General features: G+C 73.4%; 21 protein-coding genes, 1 pseudogene and 1 riboswitch. Of the genes and pseudogenes, 11 read left to right on the forward strand and 11 right to left on the reverse strand.

From position 1 onward, the window contains the following. Positions 1 to 84: 84 nt before the first annotated feature. From OIM89_RS19065 to OIM89_RS19075, 3 genes are all read left to right on the forward strand, one after another. Complete coding sequence (locus OIM89_RS19065) at positions 85 to 1,863, forward strand: BCCT family transporter (RefSeq protein ID WP_047464680.1); 1,779 nt, start codon at positions 85 to 87, stop codon at positions 1,861 to 1,863. A gap of 48 nt (positions 1,864 to 1,911) precedes the next feature. Further along, positions 1,912 to 2,457 carry an AAA family ATPase gene (locus OIM89_RS19070; protein WP_264491453.1) on the forward strand — a complete coding sequence of 182 codons (546 nt, stop codon included), beginning with the start codon at positions 1,912 to 1,914 and terminating at the stop codon, positions 2,455 to 2,457. A gap of 413 nt (positions 2,458 to 2,870) precedes the next feature. Then, a complete protein-coding gene (locus OIM89_RS19075; protein ID WP_030695889.1) occupies positions 2,871 to 3,461 on the forward strand; it encodes a DUF4333 domain-containing protein in 591 nt (196 codons plus the stop codon). 64 nt (positions 3,462 to 3,525) lie between these two features. Here the strand turns inward: OIM89_RS19075 and OIM89_RS19080 are convergent, their stop codons facing one another. Then, entirely contained in the window at positions 3,526 to 4,755 is a 1,230-nt protein-coding gene (locus OIM89_RS19080) for a PQQ-binding-like beta-propeller repeat protein (RefSeq protein ID WP_175458079.1), read from the reverse strand. Positions 4,756 to 4,933: 178 nt separating this feature from the next. On the opposite strand from OIM89_RS19080, the gene OIM89_RS19085 reads away from it, so the two are divergent. Continuing rightward, positions 4,934 to 5,425 carry an SRPBCC family protein gene (locus OIM89_RS19085; RefSeq protein WP_030695887.1) on the forward strand — a complete coding sequence of 164 codons (492 nt, stop codon included), beginning with the start codon at positions 4,934 to 4,936 and terminating at the stop codon, positions 5,423 to 5,425. A gap of 467 nt (positions 5,426 to 5,892) precedes the next feature. On the opposite strand, the pseudogene OIM89_RS19090 reads toward OIM89_RS19085, so the two are convergent. Continuing rightward, positions 5,893 to 6,357 (reverse strand): annotated as a pseudogene (locus OIM89_RS19090) (DUF3626 domain-containing protein); the annotation flags it as partial. Between the two features lie 160 nt (positions 6,358 to 6,517). On the opposite strand from OIM89_RS19090, the gene OIM89_RS19095 reads away from it, so the two are divergent. Continuing rightward, positions 6,518 to 7,492, forward strand: a complete 975-nt coding sequence (locus OIM89_RS19095; protein ID WP_030695884.1) for an alpha/beta hydrolase — start codon at positions 6,518 to 6,520, stop codon at positions 7,490 to 7,492. Between the two features lie 159 nt (positions 7,493 to 7,651). On the opposite strand, the gene OIM89_RS19100 is transcribed toward OIM89_RS19095, so the two are convergent. Continuing rightward, positions 7,652 to 7,951, reverse strand: coding sequence for a hypothetical protein (locus OIM89_RS19100; RefSeq protein ID WP_238469608.1), 300 nt, complete (start codon positions 7,949 to 7,951; stop codon positions 7,652 to 7,654). A 10-nt stretch (positions 7,952 to 7,961) separates the two neighbouring features. Between OIM89_RS19100 and OIM89_RS19105 the strand changes: the two genes are divergently transcribed. Next, positions 7,962 to 8,324 (forward strand): DUF4232 domain-containing protein, encoded by a 363-nt coding sequence (locus OIM89_RS19105; RefSeq protein ID WP_264491455.1) that lies wholly within the window; start codon positions 7,962 to 7,964, stop codon positions 8,322 to 8,324. A gap of 84 nt (positions 8,325 to 8,408) precedes the next feature. On the opposite strand, the gene OIM89_RS19110 is transcribed toward OIM89_RS19105, so the two are convergent. Then, entirely contained in the window at positions 8,409 to 8,672 is a 264-nt protein-coding gene (locus OIM89_RS19110; protein WP_030695882.1) for a GlsB/YeaQ/YmgE family stress response membrane protein, read from the reverse strand. Between the two features lie 114 nt (positions 8,673 to 8,786). Beyond that, positions 8,787 to 9,686, reverse strand: a complete 900-nt coding sequence (locus tag OIM89_RS19115; RefSeq protein WP_264491456.1) for a helix-turn-helix domain-containing GNAT family N-acetyltransferase — start codon at positions 9,684 to 9,686, stop codon at positions 8,787 to 8,789. Positions 9,687 to 9,851: 165 nt separating this feature from the next. On the opposite strand from OIM89_RS19115, the gene OIM89_RS19120 reads away from it, so the two are divergent. Beyond that, a complete protein-coding gene (locus tag OIM89_RS19120; RefSeq protein ID WP_030695880.1) occupies positions 9,852 to 10,700 on the forward strand; it encodes a class I SAM-dependent methyltransferase in 849 nt (282 codons plus the stop codon). On the opposite strand, the gene OIM89_RS19125 is transcribed toward OIM89_RS19120, so the two are convergent. Continuing rightward, positions 10,697 to 11,938 (reverse strand): metal-dependent hydrolase family protein, encoded by a 1,242-nt coding sequence (locus OIM89_RS19125; RefSeq protein ID WP_264491457.1) that lies wholly within the window; start codon positions 11,936 to 11,938, stop codon positions 10,697 to 10,699. The genes OIM89_RS19120 and OIM89_RS19125 overlap by 4 nt on opposite strands. Before the next feature lie 67 nt (positions 11,939 to 12,005). After that, positions 12,006 to 12,389, reverse strand: coding sequence for a VOC family protein (locus OIM89_RS19130; protein WP_030695878.1), 384 nt, complete (start codon positions 12,387 to 12,389; stop codon positions 12,006 to 12,008). A gap of 142 nt (positions 12,390 to 12,531) precedes the next feature. Here OIM89_RS19130 and OIM89_RS19135 point away from each other — a divergent pair, with 142 nt between their 5' ends. Both OIM89_RS19135 and OIM89_RS19140 read left to right on the forward strand, forming a co-directional pair. Then, positions 12,532 to 13,458, forward strand: a complete 927-nt coding sequence (locus OIM89_RS19135) for a PI-PLC domain-containing protein (RefSeq protein ID WP_264491458.1) — start codon at positions 12,532 to 12,534, stop codon at positions 13,456 to 13,458. Positions 13,459 to 13,562: 104 nt separating this feature from the next. Further along, a complete protein-coding gene (locus OIM89_RS19140) occupies positions 13,563 to 13,889 on the forward strand; it encodes an SCO4225 family membrane protein (protein WP_030695876.1) in 327 nt (108 codons plus the stop codon). A gap of 9 nt (positions 13,890 to 13,898) precedes the next feature. On the opposite strand, the gene OIM89_RS19145 is transcribed toward OIM89_RS19140, so the two are convergent. After that, on the reverse strand, positions 13,899 to 15,002 hold the full coding sequence (locus tag OIM89_RS19145; protein ID WP_264491459.1) for a C40 family peptidase: 1,104 nt from the start codon (positions 15,000 to 15,002) through the stop codon (positions 13,899 to 13,901). A gap of 436 nt (positions 15,003 to 15,438) precedes the next feature. Between OIM89_RS19145 and OIM89_RS19150 the strand changes: the two genes are divergently transcribed. After that, positions 15,439 to 15,792: a hypothetical protein gene (locus OIM89_RS19150; protein WP_030695874.1), complete on the forward strand. Its 354-nt coding sequence runs from the start codon at positions 15,439 to 15,441 to the stop codon at positions 15,790 to 15,792. A gap of 323 nt (positions 15,793 to 16,115) precedes the next feature. Here the strand turns inward: OIM89_RS19150 and OIM89_RS19155 are convergent, their stop codons facing one another. Together OIM89_RS19155 and OIM89_RS19160 are read right to left on the reverse strand one after the other, a co-directional pair. Then, positions 16,116 to 16,589, reverse strand: a complete 474-nt coding sequence (locus tag OIM89_RS19155; RefSeq protein ID WP_047464697.1) for a DIP1984 family protein — start codon at positions 16,587 to 16,589, stop codon at positions 16,116 to 16,118. 93 nt (positions 16,590 to 16,682) lie between these two features. Then, the gene (locus tag OIM89_RS19160) at positions 16,683 to 17,864 is read right to left on the reverse strand and encodes a C40 family peptidase (protein ID WP_264491460.1); all 1,182 of its coding nucleotides are present in this window, start codon (positions 17,862 to 17,864) and stop codon (positions 16,683 to 16,685) included. 7 nt (positions 17,865 to 17,871) lie between these two features. Further along, a riboswitch (cyclic di-AMP (ydaO/yuaA leader) is annotated at positions 17,872 to 18,029 on the reverse strand. A 292-nt stretch (positions 18,030 to 18,321) separates the two neighbouring features. On the opposite strand from OIM89_RS19160, the gene pcrA reads away from it, so the two are divergent. Further along, a complete protein-coding gene (gene pcrA, locus OIM89_RS19165) occupies positions 18,322 to 20,844 on the forward strand; it encodes a DNA helicase PcrA (protein WP_030695871.1) in 2,523 nt (840 codons plus the stop codon). A 28-nt stretch (positions 20,845 to 20,872) separates the two neighbouring features. Here pcrA and OIM89_RS19170 read toward each other — a convergent pair whose 3' ends face one another. Then, complete coding sequence (locus OIM89_RS19170) at positions 20,873 to 21,469, reverse strand: dihydrofolate reductase family protein (RefSeq protein ID WP_030695870.1); 597 nt, start codon at positions 21,467 to 21,469, stop codon at positions 20,873 to 20,875. Positions 21,470 to 21,595: the final 126 nt, after the last annotated feature.

The raw sequence follows: 21,595 nt of genomic DNA on the forward strand, positions 1-21,595 counted from the left end.
CCGGGCCGGGCCGCCGCGCCGTTCGGCGGCGTTCCGGCGTGGTAGGTGACGGTATGCCCGGTGTGCGGACCATAGTGGGCAGCTATGAGCACCACCGACACCGACCTGCCCCCGGACAGTCCGCACGGCCCGACGTCCGCCGAACCGCCCGGCGCCGACTCCCGGCCGGACGTCCCGGTCGTCGCCATCGGGGTGCTCGGCATCCTCGGGGTCGTCCTGTGGGCGAGCCTCGGCAAGAGTTCGTTCAAGAACTTCTCGGACTCCGCCCTGCCGTGGGTGCTGAAGAACTTCGAGTGGCTCTTCGTGATCGCCGCCGATGTCTTCCTGATCCTCTGCGTGATTCTCGCCTTCAGCCGCTTCGGCCGCATCAAACTGGCCCGCGAGGGCGACGACGAACCGGAGTTCACCGACTTCGCCTGGGTCGCGATGATGTTCGCCGCCGGCATGGGCATCGGCCTCATCTTCTACGGCGTCGGCGAACCGGTCGCCCACTACCTGAGCCCGCCGCCCTCCACCGACGCCACCGCCGGCACCCCAGAGGCGGCCGGCCGCGCCTTGGAGTACTCGTTCTTCCACTGGACGCTGACCCCCTGGGCGATCTACGGCGTGGTCGGCCTCTCCCTCGCGTACACCACCTTCCGGCTGGGGCGCGGCAACCGGATCAGCGCGGTCTTCGTCCCGCTCATCGGGGAACGCCGGGCCAACGGCGTCATCGGCCGGCTGCTCGACCTGCTCGCGGTCTTCGCCACCGTCTTCGGCACCGCCACCAGCCTCGGCATCGGCGCCCTCCAGATCGCCACCGGGCTCCAGCTGACGGCGGGCGTGGAGAACACCACCGGGCTCCAGCTGCTGATCATCGTGGTGCTCGGCGCCGCCTTCGTGGTCTCCGCCTTCACGGGGCTGCACGGCGGGGTGAAGTGGCTCAGCTCGGTCAACCTGGTGCTGGCCGCGTTGCTGATGCTCTTCATCTTCCTCGTCGGCCCGACCGTCTACATCCTCGACGCCATCCCCTCCAGCGTCGGCGGGTACTTCAACGAGCTGATCTCGATGGCGACCCGCACCGGTGCCTTCACCGATGCCGAGTGGCTCGGCTCGTGGACGATCTTCTACTGGGCGTGGTGGCTCTCCTGGGCGCCCTTCGTGGGAACCTTCATCGCCCGTATCTCCAAGGGGCGCAGCATCCGCGAGTTCCTCCTCGCCGTCCTGCTGATCCCCTCCGGCGCCTCCGCCGTCTGGTTCTGCGTGCTGGGGGGCACCGGTATCCGGCTGGACGAGACGGGCGTGGTCGACATGGCCGAGAAGGAGTCCGAGGGCACCGAGGCCGCCCTCTTCTCGATGCTCGACGCGCTGCCGATCGGCCAGGTCACCTCCTGGTTCGCGATGGTCCTCATCATGATGTACTTCATCACCAGCGCCGACTCGGCCTCCCTGGTGATGGGGTCGCTGACCAGCCGGGGCGCCCTGCACCCACGGGCCTGGCTCAATGTCACCTGGGGCGTCCTGATGGCCGCTGTCGCCGCCGCCCTGCTCCTTGAGGGCGGTCTGGAATCCCTCCAGTCGGCCACCATCCTCGTCGCCCTCCCCTTCGTCGTCGTCATGCTGGGGCTGTGCTGGGCCACCGTCCGCGAACTCCGCGAGGACCCCGGCGCGGGGCCCCGCCGCCACCAGCCTCTGCACGGCCTGCGCGACGCCGTCCGCAAGATGATCGGCGAGGCCATGTCCGAGGGCCGGGGCGACCCCACCGCCCACCCCCGCCTGCGCCGCGCCGCCCGCAGCCGTACCCAGGGCGAGACCGGCCCGGCGGGGAGTACGGACCCGGGTCCGGAGCGCGGCCCGGACCAGACACCCCCCGACAAGGAGTAGGCCGGGCCCGCCGCATGACGGGGAGTCCGGCCGGAAAGGACCCCCGCCATGCGGCGCCACGTCCTCACGGGCACCCCCGGGGCCGGCAAGACCACCGTCCTGCGCGCCCTCGCGGCCCGCGGCCACCGCACCGTCGCCGAGGCGGCCACCGACGTCATCGCCCGCGAACAGGCCCGCGGCGTCCCCGAACCCTGGACCGCCCCGGACTTCATCGCCCACGTCACCGCCGAGCAGCGCGCCCGCCAGGAAGCCGCCGACGCCCCCGGCCCCTGCTTCTTCGACCGCTCTCCGGTCTGCACCCACGCCCTCGCCACCTACCTCGGCCACCCCGTCCCGCCCGCCCTCACCGCCGAGCTGACCCGCCTCACCACCCCGCCGGGCCTCTACGAGCCGTACGTCTTCCTCCTCCGCCCCCTCGGCTTCGTGGAACCCACCGCGGCCCGGCGCATCAGCTACGAGGACGCGCTCGCCTTCGAGAAGGTGCACGAGGAGAGTTACCGGCGGTTCGGCTTCCGCCTGGTCGAGATCCCGGCGGCGAGTGTGGAGGAACGCGTCGACCGGATTCTGGCGTCGGTCGGGGCGGGGGAGGATTGAGCCGGGCGGCAGGCGAAGGAGGGGGAGCGGTGCGGGCGTGCGAGGTGGGGCGGTGGCTCGGTCCGGGGGCGGCGGTCGCCGGGGTGGGCGCGGCGCCGGCAGGGGCGGCGGAGCCCCGGGCCGGGGGGAGCACGGCGACCCCCGCCCCACCGGCGAGGAGGACGGCGGCGGCGACGAGCGGCCGGGGACGGGGCGTACGGGTGCTCGCTGTTCCGGGTTTCAATGCGGGGACGCCAGGCGGGGGCGTGGGGCCCGGGCCTCCCCCGGACGACGGGGGAGTGGGGTGACCTTCGTCGGGATCTGCGCGGGACGGCGGTGGTAGGTTCGGCGGCCGAGACGTGCCGAACAAGAGTTCAACGGGGGGAATCGTGCAGAAGCCGGGACGGAAGAGTCCGCGCCGGACGACGGTACGGGTGGCGGCCGCGGCCGCGGCCGTGCTGCTCGCCGCCGGGTGCTCGGCGAGCGTGAGCACCGGCGGGTCGGTCGGCAAGGACGAGGTCGCGAAGCAGGCCAAGACCGCGCTGGGCGAGCAGGTCGGCCAGGAGCCCGACTCCGTGACCTGCGAGGACGACCTCAAGGCCGAGAAGGGCGCCACCGTGCGCTGCGAGTTGACGTCGGACGGCAAGAAGCTGGGGCTCACGGCCACCACGACCTCCGTCAAGGACGGCAAGGCCCAGATCGGCTTCAAGGTGGACGACCTCCCGGGCGAGGGAGCCTCCACCACCCCGCCCGAGCCCACCGGCACGCCGGACGACGCGGCCGGGGCGCCCGCCGTCGACAAGGCCGAGGTCGCCCGCCAGGGCAAGGCCGCCCTGGCCGCGCAGACGGGCCGTCAGCCCGACGCGCTGGCCTGCAAGGAGGACCTGCCGGCCCGGGTGGGCGCCACCGTACGCTGCCAACTCGCCGCCGACGGCGAGCAGTACGGCGTGACGGTCACCGCCAAGTCGGTCACCGGCGGAACCGTCCAGATGGACTTCAAGGTCGACGACGCCCCGGGCGGCTGACCCGGACGCGGGGCCAGGGGCGGTGTCGCGACACCGCCCCTGGCCCCGCGCCTCGGCGTCCGCGTCACACGGGCAGCGCGTGCAGCTTCTTGCCGTGCAGGGCGAAGACCCGCTTCCCGTCGGTGGCGACCAGCCAGGAGTGGTGGTCGCCCGTGCCGTCGTTGAAGGTCCAGCGCAGCTCGCCCGTGGCCGCGTCGAGGGCGGCGACCCCGCCGTCCTTGTCGAGGTCGGTGGCGACGCAGAGGAGCGTGCCCGCCTTCACGTACTGCCGGGGCACCTGGAACCCCGCCTCGGCGAGCGCCTTCGACTGCCAGAGCTCCTTGCCGGTGGCCGGGTCCAGGGCGAGTACCGTGCGGGCGGTGTCGGCGATGTGGAGGACGCCGTCCACCACGGCGGGCTCCTTGAAGGTGGTGAGGTGCCCGGCCTTCACCGTCCACTTGCGGGCGCCGTCGGCCAGGGCGTACGCGTGGAGCCGGTCGCCCTGCGGGACGATCACCAGCTCCTCGTGGACGGTGAAGAAGCCGTAGTTGGTCTTCTCCGTCTTCTGCGTCCACACCTGGCGGCCGGTGCTGGTGTCGCGCACGGTGAGGTTCTTCTTGAAGTCGGTGTAGACGAGGTGGCGGCCCTGGACGGCGGCGTGGATGCCGTTCTGCTCGGTGCCGAGGTCGCGCTGCTCGCTCCAGACGATCTTGCCCGAGCCGGCGTCGAGGGCGGCGATCAGGTTGGTGTGCGAGGAGTTGTCCTTCTCCAGGATCTCGGCGACCACGTACACCTGCCGCGCGTCCACCGCGATCGGCCTCGGCTGGCGGTACTCCTTGCCCAGCCGGCCCTGCCAGGTCTCCTTGCCACTCGCCGGGTCGTAACCGGAGACCGTGCCGTCGTACTTGCCGCTCGCCAGGTACAGCGTGCCGTCGCCGAGCAGCAGCGGGGCGCCGGGGGCCACGCCGTCCGGCAGGGACCAGCGCTCCTTGCCGGTGGCGGCGTCCCGGGCGGAGAGCGGCGAGCCACTGGCGATCACCATGCCGGCCACGGCGACGAGTTCGTCGTTGTCCCCGTAGGTCTCGGCCGGCACCGACTGGCTCCACAGCGCCTTCGGCGCCTTCCCGTCCTCCCCGTCCCCGCCCGCCGAGGGGTCCTTGCTCCCGGCCGGCTTGTCGCCCCCGGCCGCCGGCCGGTCGGCGTCGTCCTCACGGCACCCCGCCGCCCCCGCCCCCAACGCCGCCAGCGCCAGCCCGCCCCCGGCCAGCCGCAGCACCCGCCGTCTGGAAGCCCCGCCCGCCGTCGTCTTCGCCATCGTGCCGTCCCCCTGTGGTGATCTGTGTCCGGAATCCCGCTTGCGCCGAGGAACGTAGGCCGTGCGGGGACGGTCGCGGAAGGTGGTGCGGCCCAACCGGGACGACATCGTGAACAGGCCGGTACATACGCCGAGGGGTGCTGACAGGGGCCGCCCCTCCCCGCCGTACAGTCCCCCCATGACGCGCTTCGAGCTCGAGACCCGGATCGCCGCACCGGTGCCGCTGGTCTTCGGCCTCTCCCTCGACGTCGACGCGCACACCGCCTCCATGGCCCGCTCCGGCGAACGCGCCGTCGCCGGCGTCACCACCGGCACCATGTCCCTGGGCGACACGGTCACCTGGCGCGCCCGCCACTTCGGCGTCGTCTGGCGCATGACCTCCCGCATCACCGCCTACGGCCACCCCACCCACTTCGTCGACGAACAGACCGCCGGCCCCTTCCACCACTGGCGGCACGCCCACCACTTCACCCCCGACGGCCACGGCGGCACCCTGATGCGCGACGAGATCGACTTCCGCGCCCCCTTCGGCCCACTGGGCCGCCTCGCCGAACGGGTCGCCCTCGACCGCTACATGGCTCGCCTGATCCGCGAGCGGAACGAGCATCTGCGGGTGGTGGCGGAGGGGGAGGCCGGGGGTGCGCCCGGAATCGGGGCGGACAGCGGATGACCTGCTCCGGTACGCCTCCGAGACCCCGCACGCGGTGAACGTCACCCCCGCCGGAATCCCGGTCGTGGGCGCGCTGACGGCGCTGGGCGTCCTCGCCTTCCTGGTGTGGGACGCCCTCCGGGGCCCCGGGGAGCCCTGGTTCCGGTGGCTTGCCCCGGCAGGGTTCTGCTTGGCGCTGGTGGCCGTCGCCCGGCAGTGGCTGCCCCTGATCGCGGTGGCCGCCCTGCTCATGGGCGCGGGAATGGCACTCTCCAACTACTGGCGGTGGACGAGGCGTCGCAGGACGCGGAGGCCGTCCCGGCGGGCGAAGCTCCCGCCGCTGGACCTCTGATGACCTGGGGCGCGACCGGGGGCTTCGCCGTGTGGGTCGCGTGGAGGCGGGCATGGGCGCGCTGCGCGGCGGGCGGGGACGGTAGCTGGTGCGGCGGGCCGGTGTGGCCACCTCGGGGGACTGCTTCACCTGCAGCAGCGGCCCGTTGTGCCGTGGCGACGGCGGCGGGGTCCGTGGAGCTGTCCGGGTAGCAGTAGGTGGCGCGGGCCGACGCCTCCGGGCGCAGGCGGAAGTGGGACGAGCCGAAGCGCGGGGCGGCGCCGACCGGGCGGTGGCGGAAGTTCAGCGCCCCGTACACCGGCCGCACCCCGGGCGGGCAGTCGTCGTACGCCCCGCCGAACAGGCGGCTCTCCCAGCGCCACCGGTCGCCGCCGGGGCGGGCGGTCATGCCGCCGTTGCTGGTGCCGGTGGCGAACTGCGAACGGTAGGCGCCCGCCTCGGCCATCGCCCGGAGGACGGGCATGCCCCGGCAGGAGCGGTCGGGGTGGAAGTTCAGGGTGACGCGCAGGTCGCCGGGGACGGGCGGCGCGTCCGGCGCCAGGGCCGCCACGTGCCCGAGAGCCCGCTCCTGTCGTGCCCGCGCCGCGCGTGTCCGAGCCATGCGGGCAGTGTGGCGGGGGAGAGGCCGGGGGTGCCCGCGATTTTCGCGGGGCGGGGCGCGGGAGGGCCGGGTGCTGCCGCCCCCGCGCTCCGATTGCGACCCGGTCCCACTCCCCCAAAACTGGACGAAATGCCACCCCCGCTCACCACCGGAGGACCGCATGGCGTCCCAGCTCCCCCCGCCCCCCGACCCCTACCTCGAGACGGCCGCCAAGGAACTGGCCGAGGCGACCGATCCGCATCCCCGGATCTACGAGGTGCCGCCCGCGCAGGGGCGGGACATCCTCGCCGGGCTCCAGAGCGGGGAGGGTGTGGAGCGGCCCGAGGTCGACGAGGAGTGGGTGACCGTCGATGCGGGGCAGTGGGGGCAGGTGCGGACCCGGATCATCCGGCCGAAGGGGGCCACCGGGCCGCTGCCCGTGGTCTTCTACATCCACGGCGCGGGCTGGGTCTTCGGCGACGAGAACACCCATGACCGGCTCTTCCGCGAGCTGACCGTGGGCGCCGGCGCGGCGGGCGTCTTCCCCGTCTACGACCGGGCGCCCGAGGCCCAGTACCCGACGCAGGTCGAGCAGAACTACGCGGTCGGCCAGTGGGTGCTCCAGCACGGCGCCGAGCACGGGCTCGACACCTCGCGGATCGCGGTCACCGGCGAGTCCGTCGGCGGCGCCATGTCGGCGGTCTTCGCGATCATGAACAAGGAGCGCGGCGGCATCGACCTGAAGGGGCAGGTGCTGCTGTATCCGGTCGCCAACGCGGACTTCGGCACCCCCTCGTACCTCCAGTTCGCCGAGGGGTACTACCTCACCCGGGACGGCATGAAGTGGTTCTGGGACCAGTACGCCCCCAACCCCGCCCACCGCACCGAGGTCTACGCCTCCCCGCTCCAGGCCACCACGGAGCAGCTGCGCGGGCTGCCCCCGGCGCTGGTCGTCACGGACGAGGCAGACGTCCTGCGCGACGAGGGCGAGGCGTACGCGGCGCGGCTGCGGGAGGCCGGGGTCGACGTGACGGCCGTGCGGGTCGCCGGCATGGTCCACGACTTCCTGCTCCTGGACAGCCTGCGCGACACCCGCGCCGCCAACGTCGCCCGCCACCTCGCGATCGACGCCCTCACCAAGGCCCTGCACGACTGAGACCCCGTACGGCCGAGTCCCCGTACGCCCTCCCGCGCGCCGTCGTCCCCCCGCCGGGCGGCGGCGCGTGGTGCAGGGCCCCGGCCGCGCGGGTAACCGCATCAGCATGAGCCATACACACAGGCGCGACGGGCACGGGCGGCGGCGGGGCGGACCGGATCAGGCGCGGGGGCGGCCGCGCGGGGTGTGGGGCGCGGCCCTCGCCCTCGCCTGTGCGGCGGCGCTCTCGGCGTGCGGGCCCGACGGCGGGGACGCGGACGCCGCCGGTGCCGCGAGCGAGGCCCCCACCTCGCCCACGTCGCCCACCTCGCCCACCGCCACCCCGACACCCACGGGCACCCCGGCGGAGCCGACCCAGTCACCGCCGCCGACGACGAGCGCGGCCCCGTCCGCCACACCGAAGCCCGGCGGGATCGCCCGGTGCGAGACGGAGGGCCTGGCGCTGTCGCTGGTGGCCAACGGACAGGAGATGAACAGCAAGTACTTCGACCTGCGCCTGACCAACACCGGCAGCGAGCCCTGCGCCCTCCTCGGCCACCCCGGGGTCTCCCTGCTGGACGCCGGCGGCAGGCGCGTCGGTGAGCCCGCCACCCGCAGCCAGGACGGCACGGGCGACGGCGGCGCGGTCCGGCTGCGCCCGGGTCAGGCGGCCCACGCGACCGTCAAGACGGCGGGCGAGGGCGTCACCGACGGGCGGTGCTGGCCCGAGGCCGCGACCCTGCTCGTCTACCCGCCCGGCTCCCGGCAGACGGTGACCACGGGCGACCTGGCCGGCCTGCGCGTCTGCGGCGACAGCTTCCAGGTCGGGCCGGTGGGCGACCGGGCGCCGTGACGCCTTCCCCGGCCCCCGCACACGGAAAGGGCGGCCACGAGGATCGTCCTCGTGGCCGCCCGTCGCCGTACCGGAGGGGGCGCGTCAGCGCCGGTTCCCCGTGAGCAGGCGGTAGAGCAGCAGCACGATCACCGAACCGGCGATGGCGGCGATCCACGTCGACAGGTGGAAGAACCCGTTGATCGAGTGGACCCCGAAGACGACCTTGCCGAGCCAGCCGCCCAGCAGGCCACCCACGATGCCGATGACCATCGTGATCAGGCAGCCCCCGGGGTCCTTGCCGGGGGTCAGTGCCTTGGCGATGGCGCCGGCGATGAGGCCGATCAGAATCCAGGCGATGATGCCCATGAGCGCGTCCTTTGCTTTCCCGGTCTGCTGCCCAGCAGCCGCTTCTACACGTGTGTCGTACCGGGGACTCATGCCCAGGGCGCGCCGACCCATGTACGGGGACGGGCAACACCTCTAGGCCATGTCGCCCGTCCGCTTCTCGAACCAGTGGTGCGCGTACGGCTCGTCGTTGAAGGGCGGGACCTCGGTGTAGCCGCTCTCCCGGTAGAGGCGGGTCGCCGCCGTCAGGGCCCGGTGGGTGTCGAGCCGGACCGTCTCGGCGCCGTGGCGGGCGGCGCGTTCCTCCAGCTCCGCCAGGAGGCGCCGGGCGAGGCCCAGGCCGCGCGCGCTCGGGCGGACCCAGAGGCGCTTGATCTCGGCCGGGGCGCCCGGCGGCAGCTTGAGCCCGCCGCAGCCCACCGGCTCGCCGTGCAGCCGGGCGACGAGGAAGAGCCCGCGCGGGGCGCGCAGCGCGTCCGGGTCGGGCAGCAGGCTGGCCGCCGGGTCGAAGCCCTCCGCGAAGAGCTCCGCCAGCTCGGCGGCGTACGAGCGCAGGCAGTACGCGGCGTCCGGGTGATCCGGGTCGAGCGGGTCCAGGGCGACCGTGGAGGCGGTGAGCAGGTGCTCGACCCGGGCCATGGCGCCGGTCAGCTCAGCGCGCCGGCGTGGGGTCAGCGGGGCGAGGAGGGCGGTGGCGTGGGCGTCGCTGCGCTCGTCGAGCCGGGCCCGCTCCCGCCGCCCGGCCTCGGTCAGCCGTACGGTGCGCACCCGCCGGTCGTCCGGGTGGGGCTCGACGGTGACCAGGCCGTCGCCTTCCAGTGCCCGCAGGAGGCGGCTCAGGTAACCGGAGTCCAGGCCGAGCCGCTCCCGTACCGTCCGGACGTCGTGCGGGCCGCCGCCGTCGCCGAGCTGCCAGAGCAGCCGCGCCTGGCCGTAGGGACGGGCGCCGCCCAGGTGGTGCTCGTGGAGCACGCCGATCCGCTCGGCGGTCGTCCTGCTGAACCGTCGTACCTGTTCCACCTGCTCCTTCTCCATTCCCTGACCTTAGTCAGAGAAGTCTCGGCGGGGCAATCGGGCGACGGCTGACCCGGCTGGCGCACGCCCTCCGCCCGCCGTCGCCAAAACGGACGTTCCGGGCAATAGGCTCTGCCGCCGCGGTGATATTTCCTGACCGCGAGCCGCGACTTCCGGGGAGTGCCCGTGCCGAGGAAGAACCTGACCGCCAACCGCAGAACCCTCGCCCACCGCGTCCGCTACGCCGCGCGGTACCCGGAGCGGGTGCCCCGCTACCTCGCCCGCGCGGGCCGGGACGCCTGGCTGCGGCTGCGCCACCCCGACCACGTCGACTACTACCGGGCCGTGATGCGCCACGACACGGCGGCGAGCCCCGAGGCCGCGGTCGGCAGCAAGTCCCACGAGCGCTGGCTCGCCCTCGGCGCCCTCCAGTTCGACTACCTCACCGGCCACGGCCTGCGGCCCGAGGACCACCTGCTGGAGATCGGCTGCGGCAACCTGCGCGGCGGCTGGCGCTTCATCGAGTACCTCGACCCCGGCCACTACTACGGCCTCGACATCTCCCCGGACATCCTCTTCGCCGCGCAGGAGACCCTGGTCCGCCGGCACCTCCAGGAGAAGCTGCCCCGGCTCACCCCGGTCCGCGACCTGACCCTCGCCTTCCTGCCCGAGGCGCACTTCCGCGTCGTCCACGCGCACAGCGTCTTCTCGCACTCCCCGATCGAGGTCGTCGAGGAGTGCCTGGCCCACGTCGGCCGGGTGCTGCGGCCCGACGGCTGGTTCGACTTCACCTTCGACCGCACGGAGCGCGAGGAGCACCACGTCCTGCGGGAGGACTTCTACTACCGCACCGAGACCCTGGTGGCCCTGGCCGAGAAGTACGGCTTCACCGCCGAGTTCATGGACGACTGGGAGGCCCTGCCGCACGGCCAGTCCAAGCTCCGCATCCGCCCCCGCTCACCCCGCCCGGCGCCCACCGCCGACCGGGACGGCTCCGCCGGCCCCGGCGAGGTGGCGGGCCAACCGGCGGTCTAAGGAGCGTCCGGCCGCCGGTGGACCACCCCGCCCTTCATGACGAAGTCGACCCGGCCCGTCACCTCGATGTCGGTGAACGGATCGCCCGGCATGGCGACCAGGTCGGCGGTCCGCCCCTCGGCGACCACCCCGAGACCGTCGAGCCCCAGCAGCTCGGCGGCGACACTGGTCGCCGCCCTCAGCGCGCGCGGCGGCGAGATCCCGGCGGAGACCAGCGCCGGGAACTCCCGCCAGTTCTCCGCGTGCGGGAACATCCCCGCGTCCGTCCCGAAGGCGATCTTCACCTCACTGGCGGCCAGGTGCTCGGCGGCCGCCACCAACGCGTCGTGGAACTCCCGGAACTTGCGCCGCTTGTACGCCGGCCGCGTGGCCCAGTACGCGTCGTCGTCCACCCGCCGCGCGTCCGTGAGGATCGTGTACAGCGTCGGGACGAGGAAGACCCCGGCCTCCTCGATCATCGCCAGCGTCCCGGCCGAGGCGAGGTTGCCGTGCTCGACGCTGCGGACCCCGGCCCGCACCGCGCGCCGGACCCCCTCGTCGCTGTAGACGTGCGGGGTCGCCGGGACACCGAGGTCGGCGGCGGTCGCGACCAGGGTGTCCATCTCCTCCTGGCTGTACGTCGGGCGGCTGGGATCGTCGGAGGGGGAACTGAACCCGCCGGAGGCCGCGAACTTGATCCAGTCGGCACCGGCCCGGATCTCCTGGCGTACCCGGGCGCGGATCTCGTCGGGCCCGTCGGCCGCCGCCATCTCCAGCACCCGGTCACGGCCCTGCCGCTGGTCGTCGAGGGCGCCGCTGAAGTCACCGTGGCCGCCGCGCGCCGAGATCAGGTGCGGGGCGACCAGCATGCGCGGCCCCTCGACCAGCCCCGCCGCCACCGCGTCCCGCAGGTCCAGCGTGGTGTACGCGACGTCGGCGCAGGTCAGGTCGCGGATCGTGGTGAAGCCGTGGTCGAGCAGGGTCCGCAGTACCGGGACCGCGCGCAGGGCGGCCGCCGCCGAGGAACTGAGCAGGGAGCGCGTGAGGTCCGGCTCGATGGCGACATGGGTGTGGCAGTCGATGAAGCCCGGTGTGAGGGTGTGCCCGGTCAGGTCGATCCGCTCCGTGCCGGGCGGCGGGGCCAGCTCCGCGCCGACCGCCCGGACCCGGCCGTCCTCCACCCAGACGTCCCGTACTCCCGCCGGGGCGTCGGCGAGCCCGTCCCAGACGGACGCCCCGCTGATCAGCATCGCGGCCATGACGCCAGGCTAGGCGCGGCCCCGGTGGCCCGCACCCGGAGCCGGGGCGGGGCCGGGCCGGGGCCGGTCAGACGGGACGTACGCGCCTCCGCAGCAGGCAGAACTCGTTGCCCTCGGGGTCGGCCAGCACGTGCCAGCTCTCCTCGCCGCTCTGGCCGATCTCCGCGGGCCGGGCGCCGAGGGCGAGCAGGCGTTCCAGCTCGGCGTCCTGGTCGCGGTCGGTCGGGCTGACGTCGAGGTGGAGGCGGAGCCGCCGGGGGCGCGGGTCGGTGCTCGGGCTGAGGACGAGGGTGGGCTGCGGTCCGCCGAAGCCGGTCCGGGGAGGCCCGATCTCGATGCTGCCGTCGTCCTCCCGGCCGACCTCGACGTAGCCGAGCACCTCGCTCCAGAAGACGGCGAGCCCTTCGGCGTCGGCGGCGTCCAGGACCAGCTCACTGATGCGGCATGCCATGGCGGGCAGTGTAGGCGCCGGCCGCACCCTGGCCCGCCGCCCTGTTCTGTGCCACCCTCCCAACGGGCGTACCAGCGCCCGGAGTTGTGCGGAGAGGGGAACAGCGGTGCGGGCATGTCGTACGTTCACGGGCCGGAGCGCGGTGGCCGCCGCGGCCCTCGCGCTGGTGCTCACCGGGCTCACCGGCCAGGCGTCCGCCGCCGGGCGGGAACCCATGCCCGCGGACCCCACCCTCGCCGACCTGACCTTCCTCACCGCCCACAACGCCATGCACAACACCGAGGACCAGGGCCGCTCGACCCTCGCCGCCCCCAACCAGCCGCACCGCATCGCCCGTCAACTGGACGACGGCGTACGGGCGCTGATGCTGGACGCGCACCACGCCGACGGACGGGTGCGGATGTGCCACGCCATCCCGGTCCTCAACCCCTGCGGCTCGAACGCCGACGCGGCCACCGTCTTCACCGCGATCGCCGACTTCCTCGACCGCGACCGGGAGGCCGTGGTCACCGTCTTCCTGGAGGACTACACCACCGCTGACCAGCTCACCGCGGAACTCGGCCCCCTCCTCGGCCCCGACGGCCGCCTCGGCTCCAAGGTCTTCCGGCCCGACGCCGCCGGGGTGCGCGAGAACGGCTGGCCCACGGTCAGCTCCCTGCGCGAGGCGGGCCGCCGGCTCCTCCTCTTCACCGACGACACTGCCGCCTCCGGCCGCGACCACGGCAAGAACCGCCTCGGCTTCATGGCGCAGAAGGACTGGACGGTGGAGAACTACTGGTCCATGGGCGGCGGCATCGGCGACGCCGACTGGTCCTGCTACAGCCGCTGGGACGACGTGCCGCTCACCCGCGAGGAACCCGGCTTCCGCCGCCTCTTCGTCATGAACCACTTCCGCGACGTCCCCATGTACCCGACCTACCGCAACGACAACGCCAAACTCCAGGACCGCGCCGAGAACCACTGCCTTCCGGCCGCCGCCAAGAAGCCCAACTTCCTCGCCGTCGACCAGTACGGCGACGGCAACCCGATGTCCGCCGTCGACGCCCTGAACACCTACACGTACCGCTGACCCGTACGCATCAGGTGGTGAGTACCTCTACTCAGGCCGCAGCGCCCCGACCCTGAGAACGTGGAACCGACAGCAACCGCCACGATCATCAGGAGGCCCCTCAGATGGCTGCCGCCCAGCGCTCCGCCGGTACGACCTTCCGCCGCACCCTGCTCAACCCGGCGGCCCTCGGCTACCTGGCCGTCGTGGCCGCCGTCTGGGCCTGGATCGGCGTGGACACCCTGCTGGTCACCCACGCAGACGCCAGCATGGCCGGCGTCTGGGGCTTCTTCGTCACCGCCCCGACCTCCTTCCTCCTCGTCTCCCTGCCCGGCCCGCTCCCCCTCGTCGGCGTGGCCGTAGGCGCCCTGGTCCAGGCGCTCGCCCTGGGCGCGGCGTACCGCTGGGCGACCGGCCGGCCCCGCGGGCAGGGGTGGGCTAGCCACGCCTGAGCGGCCTCCTCACCCCACCCGCGTCGCCCCCGCGAACGGCATCTCGCTGATCGGGGCGACGCGGACCGGGGCGTTCGGGTTGGGGGCGTGGATCATCTGGCCGTTGCCGATGTACAGGCCGACGTGGCTGATGGAGGAGTAGAAGAAGACCAGGTCGCCGGGGGCGAGCTGGGAGCGGGGGACGCGCTGGCCGGCGTTGATCTGGGTGTAGGTGGTGCGGGGGAGGGAGACGCCGGCGGCGCGCCAGGCGGCCTGGGTGAGGCCGGAGCAGTCGAAGGCGTTGGGGCCGGTGGCGCCCCAGACGTAGGGCTTGCCGATGGCGGTGTGGGCGAAGGCGATGGCTTGCGCCGCACGGGAGTTGGGGGCCTTGACCGCCCCGGCCGCGGGGGTCGCCGATGCGGCGGCGGGGCGGGCCTGGGCGCGGGAGGCGCGCGGGGTCTCGCCGGTGACCTCGGCGCGTTCGGCGGCGGTGAGGCGGGCGAGCAGGGCGCGGGACTCCGCCAGCTTGCCGGTGACCGTCTTCTTGTGGGTCCGCAGTTCGCCGCGGCGCTTCTCCAGCCCGGCGAGGACGGAGTCGGCCTCGGTGCGCAGCTGGTCGACGGCGCGCATCTTCTGGCGCACCCCGGCGATCTGGGCGGACTGGCGCCCGGCGGCGCGGTCGGCGCGGGCGGCCCGGTCGAGGTAGCCGTCGGGGTCGGAGGACAGGAAGAGCTCGACGGCCGGGTCGACGGCGCCCGCTCGGTACTGCGCGGCGGCGGTGGCGCCGAGCGCCGTACGGGCCTGGTTGAGCTGGGCGGTGCGCCGGGCGGCCTCGTCCTGGAGCCGGCCGAGGCGCTGTTCGGCCTTGTCGGCCTTCTCCTTGGCCCCGTTGTACTTCTCGGTGGCGATCTCCGCCTCCCGGTGCAGCCGGTCCACCTTGGCCTTGACCTGCGCGGTCGTCGGGCCGGGCGCGGCCTGGGCCACCGGCGCCCCGGCGACCACCGACCCGGCCGCCCCGGCGAGGGCCAGCGCGGTGGCGGTGGCGGTACGCAGGGAGGCTCCCGGAGTGAGGCGCCCGGGGGCGGGGAGATTCACCGCCAGCTTGCGGAATCGAGGCTTCCGGTGCGAGGCCACAGCCGCGCGTCCTTCCGGTCGGGGTCAGGGGGTGAGCCGGGCCCGGGCGGAGCCCGCACAGGGGGAGCGGGTGCCGCCGGGGCCGTCTCGGTGACGCGGCCGGTGCCTGTGGACTATGCCGAGTGCCGGTTGCGCCAGGGAGGAGCTAAGCCCGGATGTCACGGCCCGGTGACGGATTGTCCGCAAACATCCGAAGCGGGGCCGGGGCCGACCGGTTCGGAGCGCCAGGCTTCCGGGTTGTGCCCTCTCTCAGGGGCGCGTGATCGAACTCGGGCGGAGGCTCCCGGGCGTCCGCACGTGCCCGCGATCAGCGCCACGGCAGCCGCGACCAGGGCGGCCCAGCCGCTCCCCGCCAGGAGCAGCCCCGCCACCGGGCAGACACCCCCTAGGACCCTGGTGGTCAGGGGGCAGGTCGGCCCTCGTTAGGGTGCGGGCCATGGACGTCCTCATCAATGTGTTCGTCGGCCTGCACATCATCGGTATCGCCTCACTGCTGGGTGGCTTCCTCACCCAGATGAAGGCGATCGGTGCGGGCACGGCCCGCTTCATCCCCGCCATGCTCCACGGCGCCCTCACCATGCTCGTGACCGGCATCATCCTGGTCGGTCTCCGGGAGATGGACGGCGGCACCCTCAACCACATGAAGATCGGCATCAAACTGCTGGTCCTCATAGTCATCCTCGCGCTGGTCTACGTGAAACGCGACGACGAGAAGGTCGACAAGGGCGTCTTCGGCGCCGTCGGCGGCCTGACCGTCCTCAACATCTTCATCGCCACCCTCTGGACCTGACCCCGCCGCCCACCGGACACCACGCGGGCCGCGGCACACACGGCGAAGGCCGGGTTCCCCACCGTCGAGAACGACGTTGAGGAACCCGGCCTTCGCCGTGCGCGGCCGGGCCGCGCGACGTGGAGAGCCCCGAACCCGCCCTCGCCGTCCGAATCTGCACGCGGTGATGTGCTGTGCGCGGTGCGCCGTCACCTGTGCGTGGTGCTGGGCTGCACTGTCGAGGGGGAATCGAACCCCGCGTCGCCCTTCACGCGCCAGGAGGCGGACCGGAACCGCCGGCCCTCGGTTGTGCACGCCTCCGAACGGCTACCTGCTGCTCCACGTCACGGGACCAGGTCCGCCTCCCAGTTGGCGCGCTGGACACGGACGTCCAGCTGCCGCAGGTCCCGGGCGACGAGGTCGGCCCGCTCCCGCAGCTCGGCCACGGGCAGGGCCGAGAGCATGAGCAGCTCGGACCGCAGCTGCCGCCCGTACCCGCCCCGGCCACCACTGCCCGCGGCCGCGTCGGCCGCCGCCGTGAGCGTGGCGTGGCGCAGCCGCAGCACGTCCCGGCGGGCCAGCGCGTCGGTGAGGGTGCCGTCCGGGCCCAGCTCCACGGTGGCGTTGGTCCGGTTGATACGCCGGATCAGCGCCTCCAGGGTGTCCAGCACCTCGTCGGCCTCGGCGAGCAGCCGCGCCGCGTCCTCGGCCGGGGTCTCCCCCTCCTGGTAGCGCGCGCTCGCCTCGACGCGTGAACGCAGCTGCTCCACGCGCCGGACCGCCGCCGCCCGTTCCGCCAGTGCCTCCGCGAGCTTCACCGGCCCCCCCTCCCGTGTCGGCCGCGACGGACGCCGCGGACCGGTCCGACAGTAGGACGGCCGTGCTCGCGGTCGCCACGGAATTTCCGCCGGTCAGGCCGGCCGCACCACGCTGTGGATCGGCATGTAGTAGATCGACTCGACCCGGACGTTCGCCCCGGGCTTCGGGGCGTGGATCATCTCGCCGCCGCCGATGTAGATGCCGACGTGGCTGATGTCGTCGTAGAAGAAGACCAGGTCACCGGGTTGGGCGGAGTCCACGGAGACCTTCTGGCCGACGCCGACCTGGTCCCAGGTGGTGCGGGGCAGCGAGATGCCGGCGGTCCTCCAGGCGGCCTGGGTGAGGCCGGAGCAGTCGAAGGAGTCGGGCCCGGCCGCGCCCCAGACGTACGGCTTGCCCATCTGGGCGCGGGCGAAGGCGATGACCTTCTCGGCCTTGGCCGCGTACGAGGAGTCGGGGGCCGTGGAGCCGCCGCCGGAGCCGGTGCCCGTGCCGGAACCGGAGCCCGGGCCGGAGCCCGAGCCGGACTCCTCGCGCTCCTTCTCCTCGGCCGCCTCGCGGGCCTTGCGCTCCGCCTCCTCCTTCTCGGCGCGCTCCTTCGCCTTCCGCTCCGCCTCGGCCTGCTTCTTCCGCTCGATCTCGGCCAGCCGCTCCTTCTCCTCGGCGGTCAGCTCGGAGAGCAGGGTGCGGGCCTCGGTGAGCTTGCCCTGCACCTCGCGCTTGCTGTCCTTGAGGGCGCGCTGCGACTCGGTGAGGCTCTCCAGCTGGCGTGCGGCCCTGGCGCGCTCGCGGCCCGCCTCGGCCTGCTGGGTCTGGTAGTCGTCGATGACCGCCTTCTGGCGCTGGGTGAGGCGGTTCATCAGCTGGTTCTGGTCGAACCAGCTCTGCGGGTCGTCGGCGAGCAGCAGGGTGGCGGTCTCGGAGACGCCGCCGCTGCGGTACTGGGCGGCGGCGAAGGCGCCCAGCTCGCCCCGGGCGGCGTTCAGCTTGTCGGCCCGCTTGGCGACCCCGTCCAGCAGCTTGTCGACCTTGGCGCGCTGGGTCCTGGTCCGCTCCTGGGCCGCGTTGTACTTCTGGGTCGCCGTGCCCGCCTCGCGGTAGAGCCGGTCCACCTTCTTCTGCACCTCCTCCAGGGAGGGCTTGGCCGCCGGACGCTGCGGGGCCGCCTGCGCGGTCTGGGAGAGCAGGGCCACCGAGGTCAGGGCGGCGGTGGTGAGGCCGAGGGCACCGGCGGTGCGGTGGCGCGGGGCACGAGGCTTGCGATGCGACGCCAAGGCGTGCGACTCCTTCCGTGGACCGCCTGCCGGGTTAGCTGTCGGGTTCGGGCGTACGGAAGGCTGCCCTACGGTTCGGATCAGAACCGATTCACCCCGGTGGTGCGCGGTGGGTCCCCGGCTCCGGGGCCCGTGGGGGCGGACCGGATTCGGCAGGGGGCGGTGCGCTCCGGCGCGAGTCGCCGGCGGGGGACGAACCGACCCGGCGAGCACGCTAGCCAACTCGTGTGGTGCCTGTGAAGGTTGGTGAGCGATATGCCCGATACATTTTCGTTATCTTGTCGGTGAACGGTCGAAAAGCAGCTCCGGGCGGCGGTTCGTGTGACCTGGCGCACGCTCCCTCGTACGTCCCCGCGTGCGTCCCCCGTGTCCGGTACGTCACGTCCCCCGAGGTCAGGGCTCCGGTCGCCGGAAGGGCGGCCCGGTTGTCGGCGCGGCGGCCTAGACTCGGTAGGCGATGAGCAGCCTCTTTGACGACAGCTTCCTGGCCGACCTCCAGTCCTCGGCGCCCTCTGCCCGGCTCGGTGACGAGCCGCCGCCCCCGCCCGAGGAGGAGGCACCGGAGGAGATCCCGGCCGACCTGTTCGGCGGGAAGTTCGACGCGCCCGCGGACCGGGACGCGTACTACCGGGACGGCGCCCCGCGTCCCGCCGTCGATCCGGCCGCCCTGCTCGACGGGCTCAACGACGAGCAGCGCGCCGCCGTCGTCCACAGCGGGTCGCCGCTGCTCATCGTCGCCGGAGCCGGTTCCGGCAAGACCCGCGTGCTCACCCACCGCATCGCCCACCTGCTCGGCGAGCGCGGTGTGCACCCGGGCCAGATCCTCGCGATCACCTTCACCAACAAGGCCGCGGGCGAGATGAAGGAGCGCGTGGAGGAGCTGGTCGGCCCGCGCGCCAACGCCATGTGGGTCTCCACCTTCCACAGCGCCTGCGTGCGCATCCTGCGCCGCGAGTCGAAGCACCTCGGCTTCACCTCGTCGTTCTCGATCTACGACGCGGCCGACTCCAAGCGGCTGATGGCCCTGGTCTGCCGCGACCTCGACCTCGACCCGAAGCGCTTCCCGCCGAAGTCCTTCACCGCCAAGGTCTCGAACCTCAAGAACGAGCTGGTCGACCCCGAGGACTTCGCCGCCCAGGCCGCCGACGGTTTCGAGAAGACGCTGGCGCAGGCGTACACGATGTACCAGTCGCGGCTGCGCGAGGCCAACGCGCTCGACTTCGACGACATCATCATGACCACGGTCCACCTGCTTCAGGCGTTCCCGGACGTCGCCGACCACTACCGGCGCCGCTTCCGGCATGTCCTGGTCGACGAGTACCAGGACACCAACCACGCCCAGTACTCCCTGGTCAGGGAGTTGGTCGGCACCCCGGCCGACCGCCCGGCGGACGTCCCCGAGGGCGCCGAGTCCGACCACGACCCGCTCCACCCGGCCCCCGAGCCGGCCGAGCTGTGCGTGGTGGGCGACGCCGATCAGTCGATCTACGCCTTCCGCGGCGCCACGATCCGCAACATCCTCCAGTTCGAGGAGGACTACCCGAACGCCACCACGATCCTCCTGGAACGGAACTACCGCTCCACCCAGACCATCCTCACCGCGGCCAACGCCGTCATCGAGCGGAACGAGAACCGCCGCCCGAAGAACCTCTGGACCGACGCCGGGGCGGGCGCCGGCATCACCGGGTACGTCGCGGACACCGAGCACGACGAGGCCCAGTTCGTCGCCGAGGAGATCGACCGGCTGACCGACGCGGGCGACGCCAAGGCGGGCGACATCGCGGTCTTCTACCGCACCAACGCCCAGTCCCGTGTCTTCGAGGAGATCTTCATCCGGGTCGGCCTGCCCTACAAGGTCGTCGGCGGCGTCCGCTTCTACGAGCGCAAGGAGGTCCGCGACGTCCTCGCCTACCTGCGTGTCCTCGCCAACCCGGAGGACAGCGTCTCCCTGCGCCGCATCCTCAACACCCCTAAGCGCGGCATCGGCGACCGCGCCGAGGCGATGATCGACGCCCTCTCGCAGCGCGAGCGGGTCAGCTTCCCGCAGGCCCTGCGCCGCGTCGACGAGGCGTACGGCATGGCGGCCCGCTCGGCCAACGCCGTCAAGCGGTTCAACACGCTGATGGAGGAGCTGCGCACGGTGGTCGAGTCCGGCGCCGGGCCCGCCACCGTCCTGGAGGCGGTCATGGAGCGCACCGGCTACCTCGCCGAACTCCAGGCCTCCACCGACCCGCAGGACGAGACTCGCATCGAGAACCTCCAGGAACTGGCCGCCGTGGCCCTGGAGTTCGAGCAGGACCGCAGCGAGGAGGAGGGCGCGGGCACGCTCCCCGAGTTCCTGGAGCAGGTCGCCCTGGTCGCCGACTCCGACCAGATCCCCGACGAGGACGAGGACGGCTCCGGCGTCATCACCCTGATGACCCTGCACACCGCCAAGGGCCTCGAATTCCCCGTCGTCTTCCTCACCGGCATGGAGGACGGCGTCTTCCCGCACATGCGCGCCCTCGGCCAGACCAAGGAGCTGGAGGAGGAGCGGCGCCTCGCCTACGTCGGCATCACCCGCGCCCGTGAGCGGCTCTACCTCACCCGCGCCGCCATGCGCAGCGCCTGGGGCCAGCCCTCGTACAACCCGCCCTCCCGCTTCCTGGAGGAGATCCCCGAGCAGCACCTGAAGTGGAAGCGGACCGGGGCCATCGGCGCCCCGGCCGCCGCGAGCCCGCGCGGCCCGGCCGGTTCCGTCGCCTCCTCGCTCTCCTCCTCCACCCGCGCCAAGGGCGCCCCGGCCTTCGCCACCCGGCGCGCCGCCGAGCAGCCGGTGGTCGCGCTGGCCGTCGGTGACCGCGTCACCCACGACCAGTTCGGCCTGGGCACGGTCGTCGGCGTCAAGGGCGCGGGCTCGGCCGCCGAGGCCACCGTCGACTTCGGCGGCGAGAAGCCCAAGCGGCTGCTGCTGCGGTACGCGCCGGTCGAGAAGCTGTAGCGGGACCTGGCCCCGGACCCGTACCGGGTCAGTCCTCGTGCGGGACCCGGTACGTGCAGACGTTGACGCCGGCGGGGCTGGTCGTGGTGGAGACCAGCTCCAGCGGGCGCTTGCCGCCGTCCGCCGGGTAGAGCGACTTGCCGCCGCCGAGCAGCACCGGCATGACGATCAGCTGCAGCTCGTCGGCCAGCCCCTCGGCGAGGAGCGTCCGGGCCAGTGAGGGGCTGCCCAGCACGAGGAGGTCGCGCCCCTCGCCCGCGCGCAGCTCGCGGATGCGGTCCAGCGCCTTGTCCCCGGCGAGCAGCGTGCTGTTGTTCCAGGTCAGGTCGGCCTCGCCGAGCGTGCCGGAGACCACGTACTTGCGGATCGCGTTCATCCGGTCGGCGAACGGGTCGTCCTTCTGCTGCGGCCAGGCCGCCGCCATCCCCTGCCAGGTGCGGCGGCCGTAGAGCAGGGCGTCGGCCTGCTCCAGCACGGAGTCCCAGGCGCCGCCGACGATCTCCGGGTCGAAGTAGGGGCCCGACCAGCCGCCGTGGGCGAAGCCGCCGTCGGTGTCCTCCGCGGCGCCGCCGGGCGCCTGGACGACGCCGTCGAGGCTGACGAACTCGGTGATGACGATGCGCATGGCGGAAGCTCCCCAGGGTCGGCGCGTACAGCGTTCCCGTACACGGTGCGGCAGGACAGACCCGTGGGGCGGCAGGAAATCATCGCGTCGCGCCCTCCTTTCCGCCCAGGCTTCGCCCAGACTGGG

The organism is Streptomyces sp. BI87 (assembly GCF_025957665.1).
In the GTDB taxonomy this organism is placed as follows: Bacteria; Actinomycetota; Actinomycetes; order Streptomycetales; family Streptomycetaceae; genus Streptomyces; species Streptomyces albidoflavus.

Coding starts and splice junctions, on each gene's coding strand:
- OIM89_RS19065 (WP_047464680.1), top strand. CDS start 85: ATGAGCACCACCGACACCGACCTGCCCCCGGACAGTCCGCACGGCCCG.
- OIM89_RS19070 (WP_264491453.1), top strand. CDS start 1,912: ATGCGGCGCCACGTCCTCACGGGCACCCCCGGGGCCGGCAAGACCACC.
- OIM89_RS19080 (WP_175458079.1), bottom strand. CDS start 4,755: ATGGCGAAGACGACGGCGGGCGGGGCTTCCAGACGGCGGGTGCTGCGG.
- OIM89_RS19085 (WP_030695887.1), top strand. CDS start 4,934: ATGACGCGCTTCGAGCTCGAGACCCGGATCGCCGCACCGGTGCCGCTG.
- OIM89_RS19095 (WP_030695884.1), top strand. CDS start 6,518: ATGGCGTCCCAGCTCCCCCCGCCCCCCGACCCCTACCTCGAGACGGCC.
- OIM89_RS19105 (WP_264491455.1), top strand. CDS start 7,962: ATGAACAGCAAGTACTTCGACCTGCGCCTGACCAACACCGGCAGCGAG.
- OIM89_RS19110 (WP_030695882.1), bottom strand. CDS start 8,672: ATGGGCATCATCGCCTGGATTCTGATCGGCCTCATCGCCGGCGCCATC.
- OIM89_RS19115 (WP_264491456.1), bottom strand. CDS start 9,686: ATGGAGAAGGAGCAGGTGGAACAGGTACGACGGTTCAGCAGGACGACC.
- OIM89_RS19125 (WP_264491457.1), bottom strand. CDS start 11,938: ATGGCCGCGATGCTGATCAGCGGGGCGTCCGTCTGGGACGGGCTCGCC.
- OIM89_RS19130 (WP_030695878.1), bottom strand. CDS start 12,389: ATGGCATGCCGCATCAGTGAGCTGGTCCTGGACGCCGCCGACGCCGAA.
- OIM89_RS19140 (WP_030695876.1), top strand. CDS start 13,563: ATGGCTGCCGCCCAGCGCTCCGCCGGTACGACCTTCCGCCGCACCCTG.
- OIM89_RS19150 (WP_030695874.1), top strand. CDS start 15,439: ATGGACGTCCTCATCAATGTGTTCGTCGGCCTGCACATCATCGGTATC.
- pcrA (WP_030695871.1), top strand. CDS start 18,322: ATGAGCAGCCTCTTTGACGACAGCTTCCTGGCCGACCTCCAGTCCTCG.
- OIM89_RS19170 (WP_030695870.1), bottom strand. CDS start 21,469: ATGCGCATCGTCATCACCGAGTTCGTCAGCCTCGACGGCGTCGTCCAG.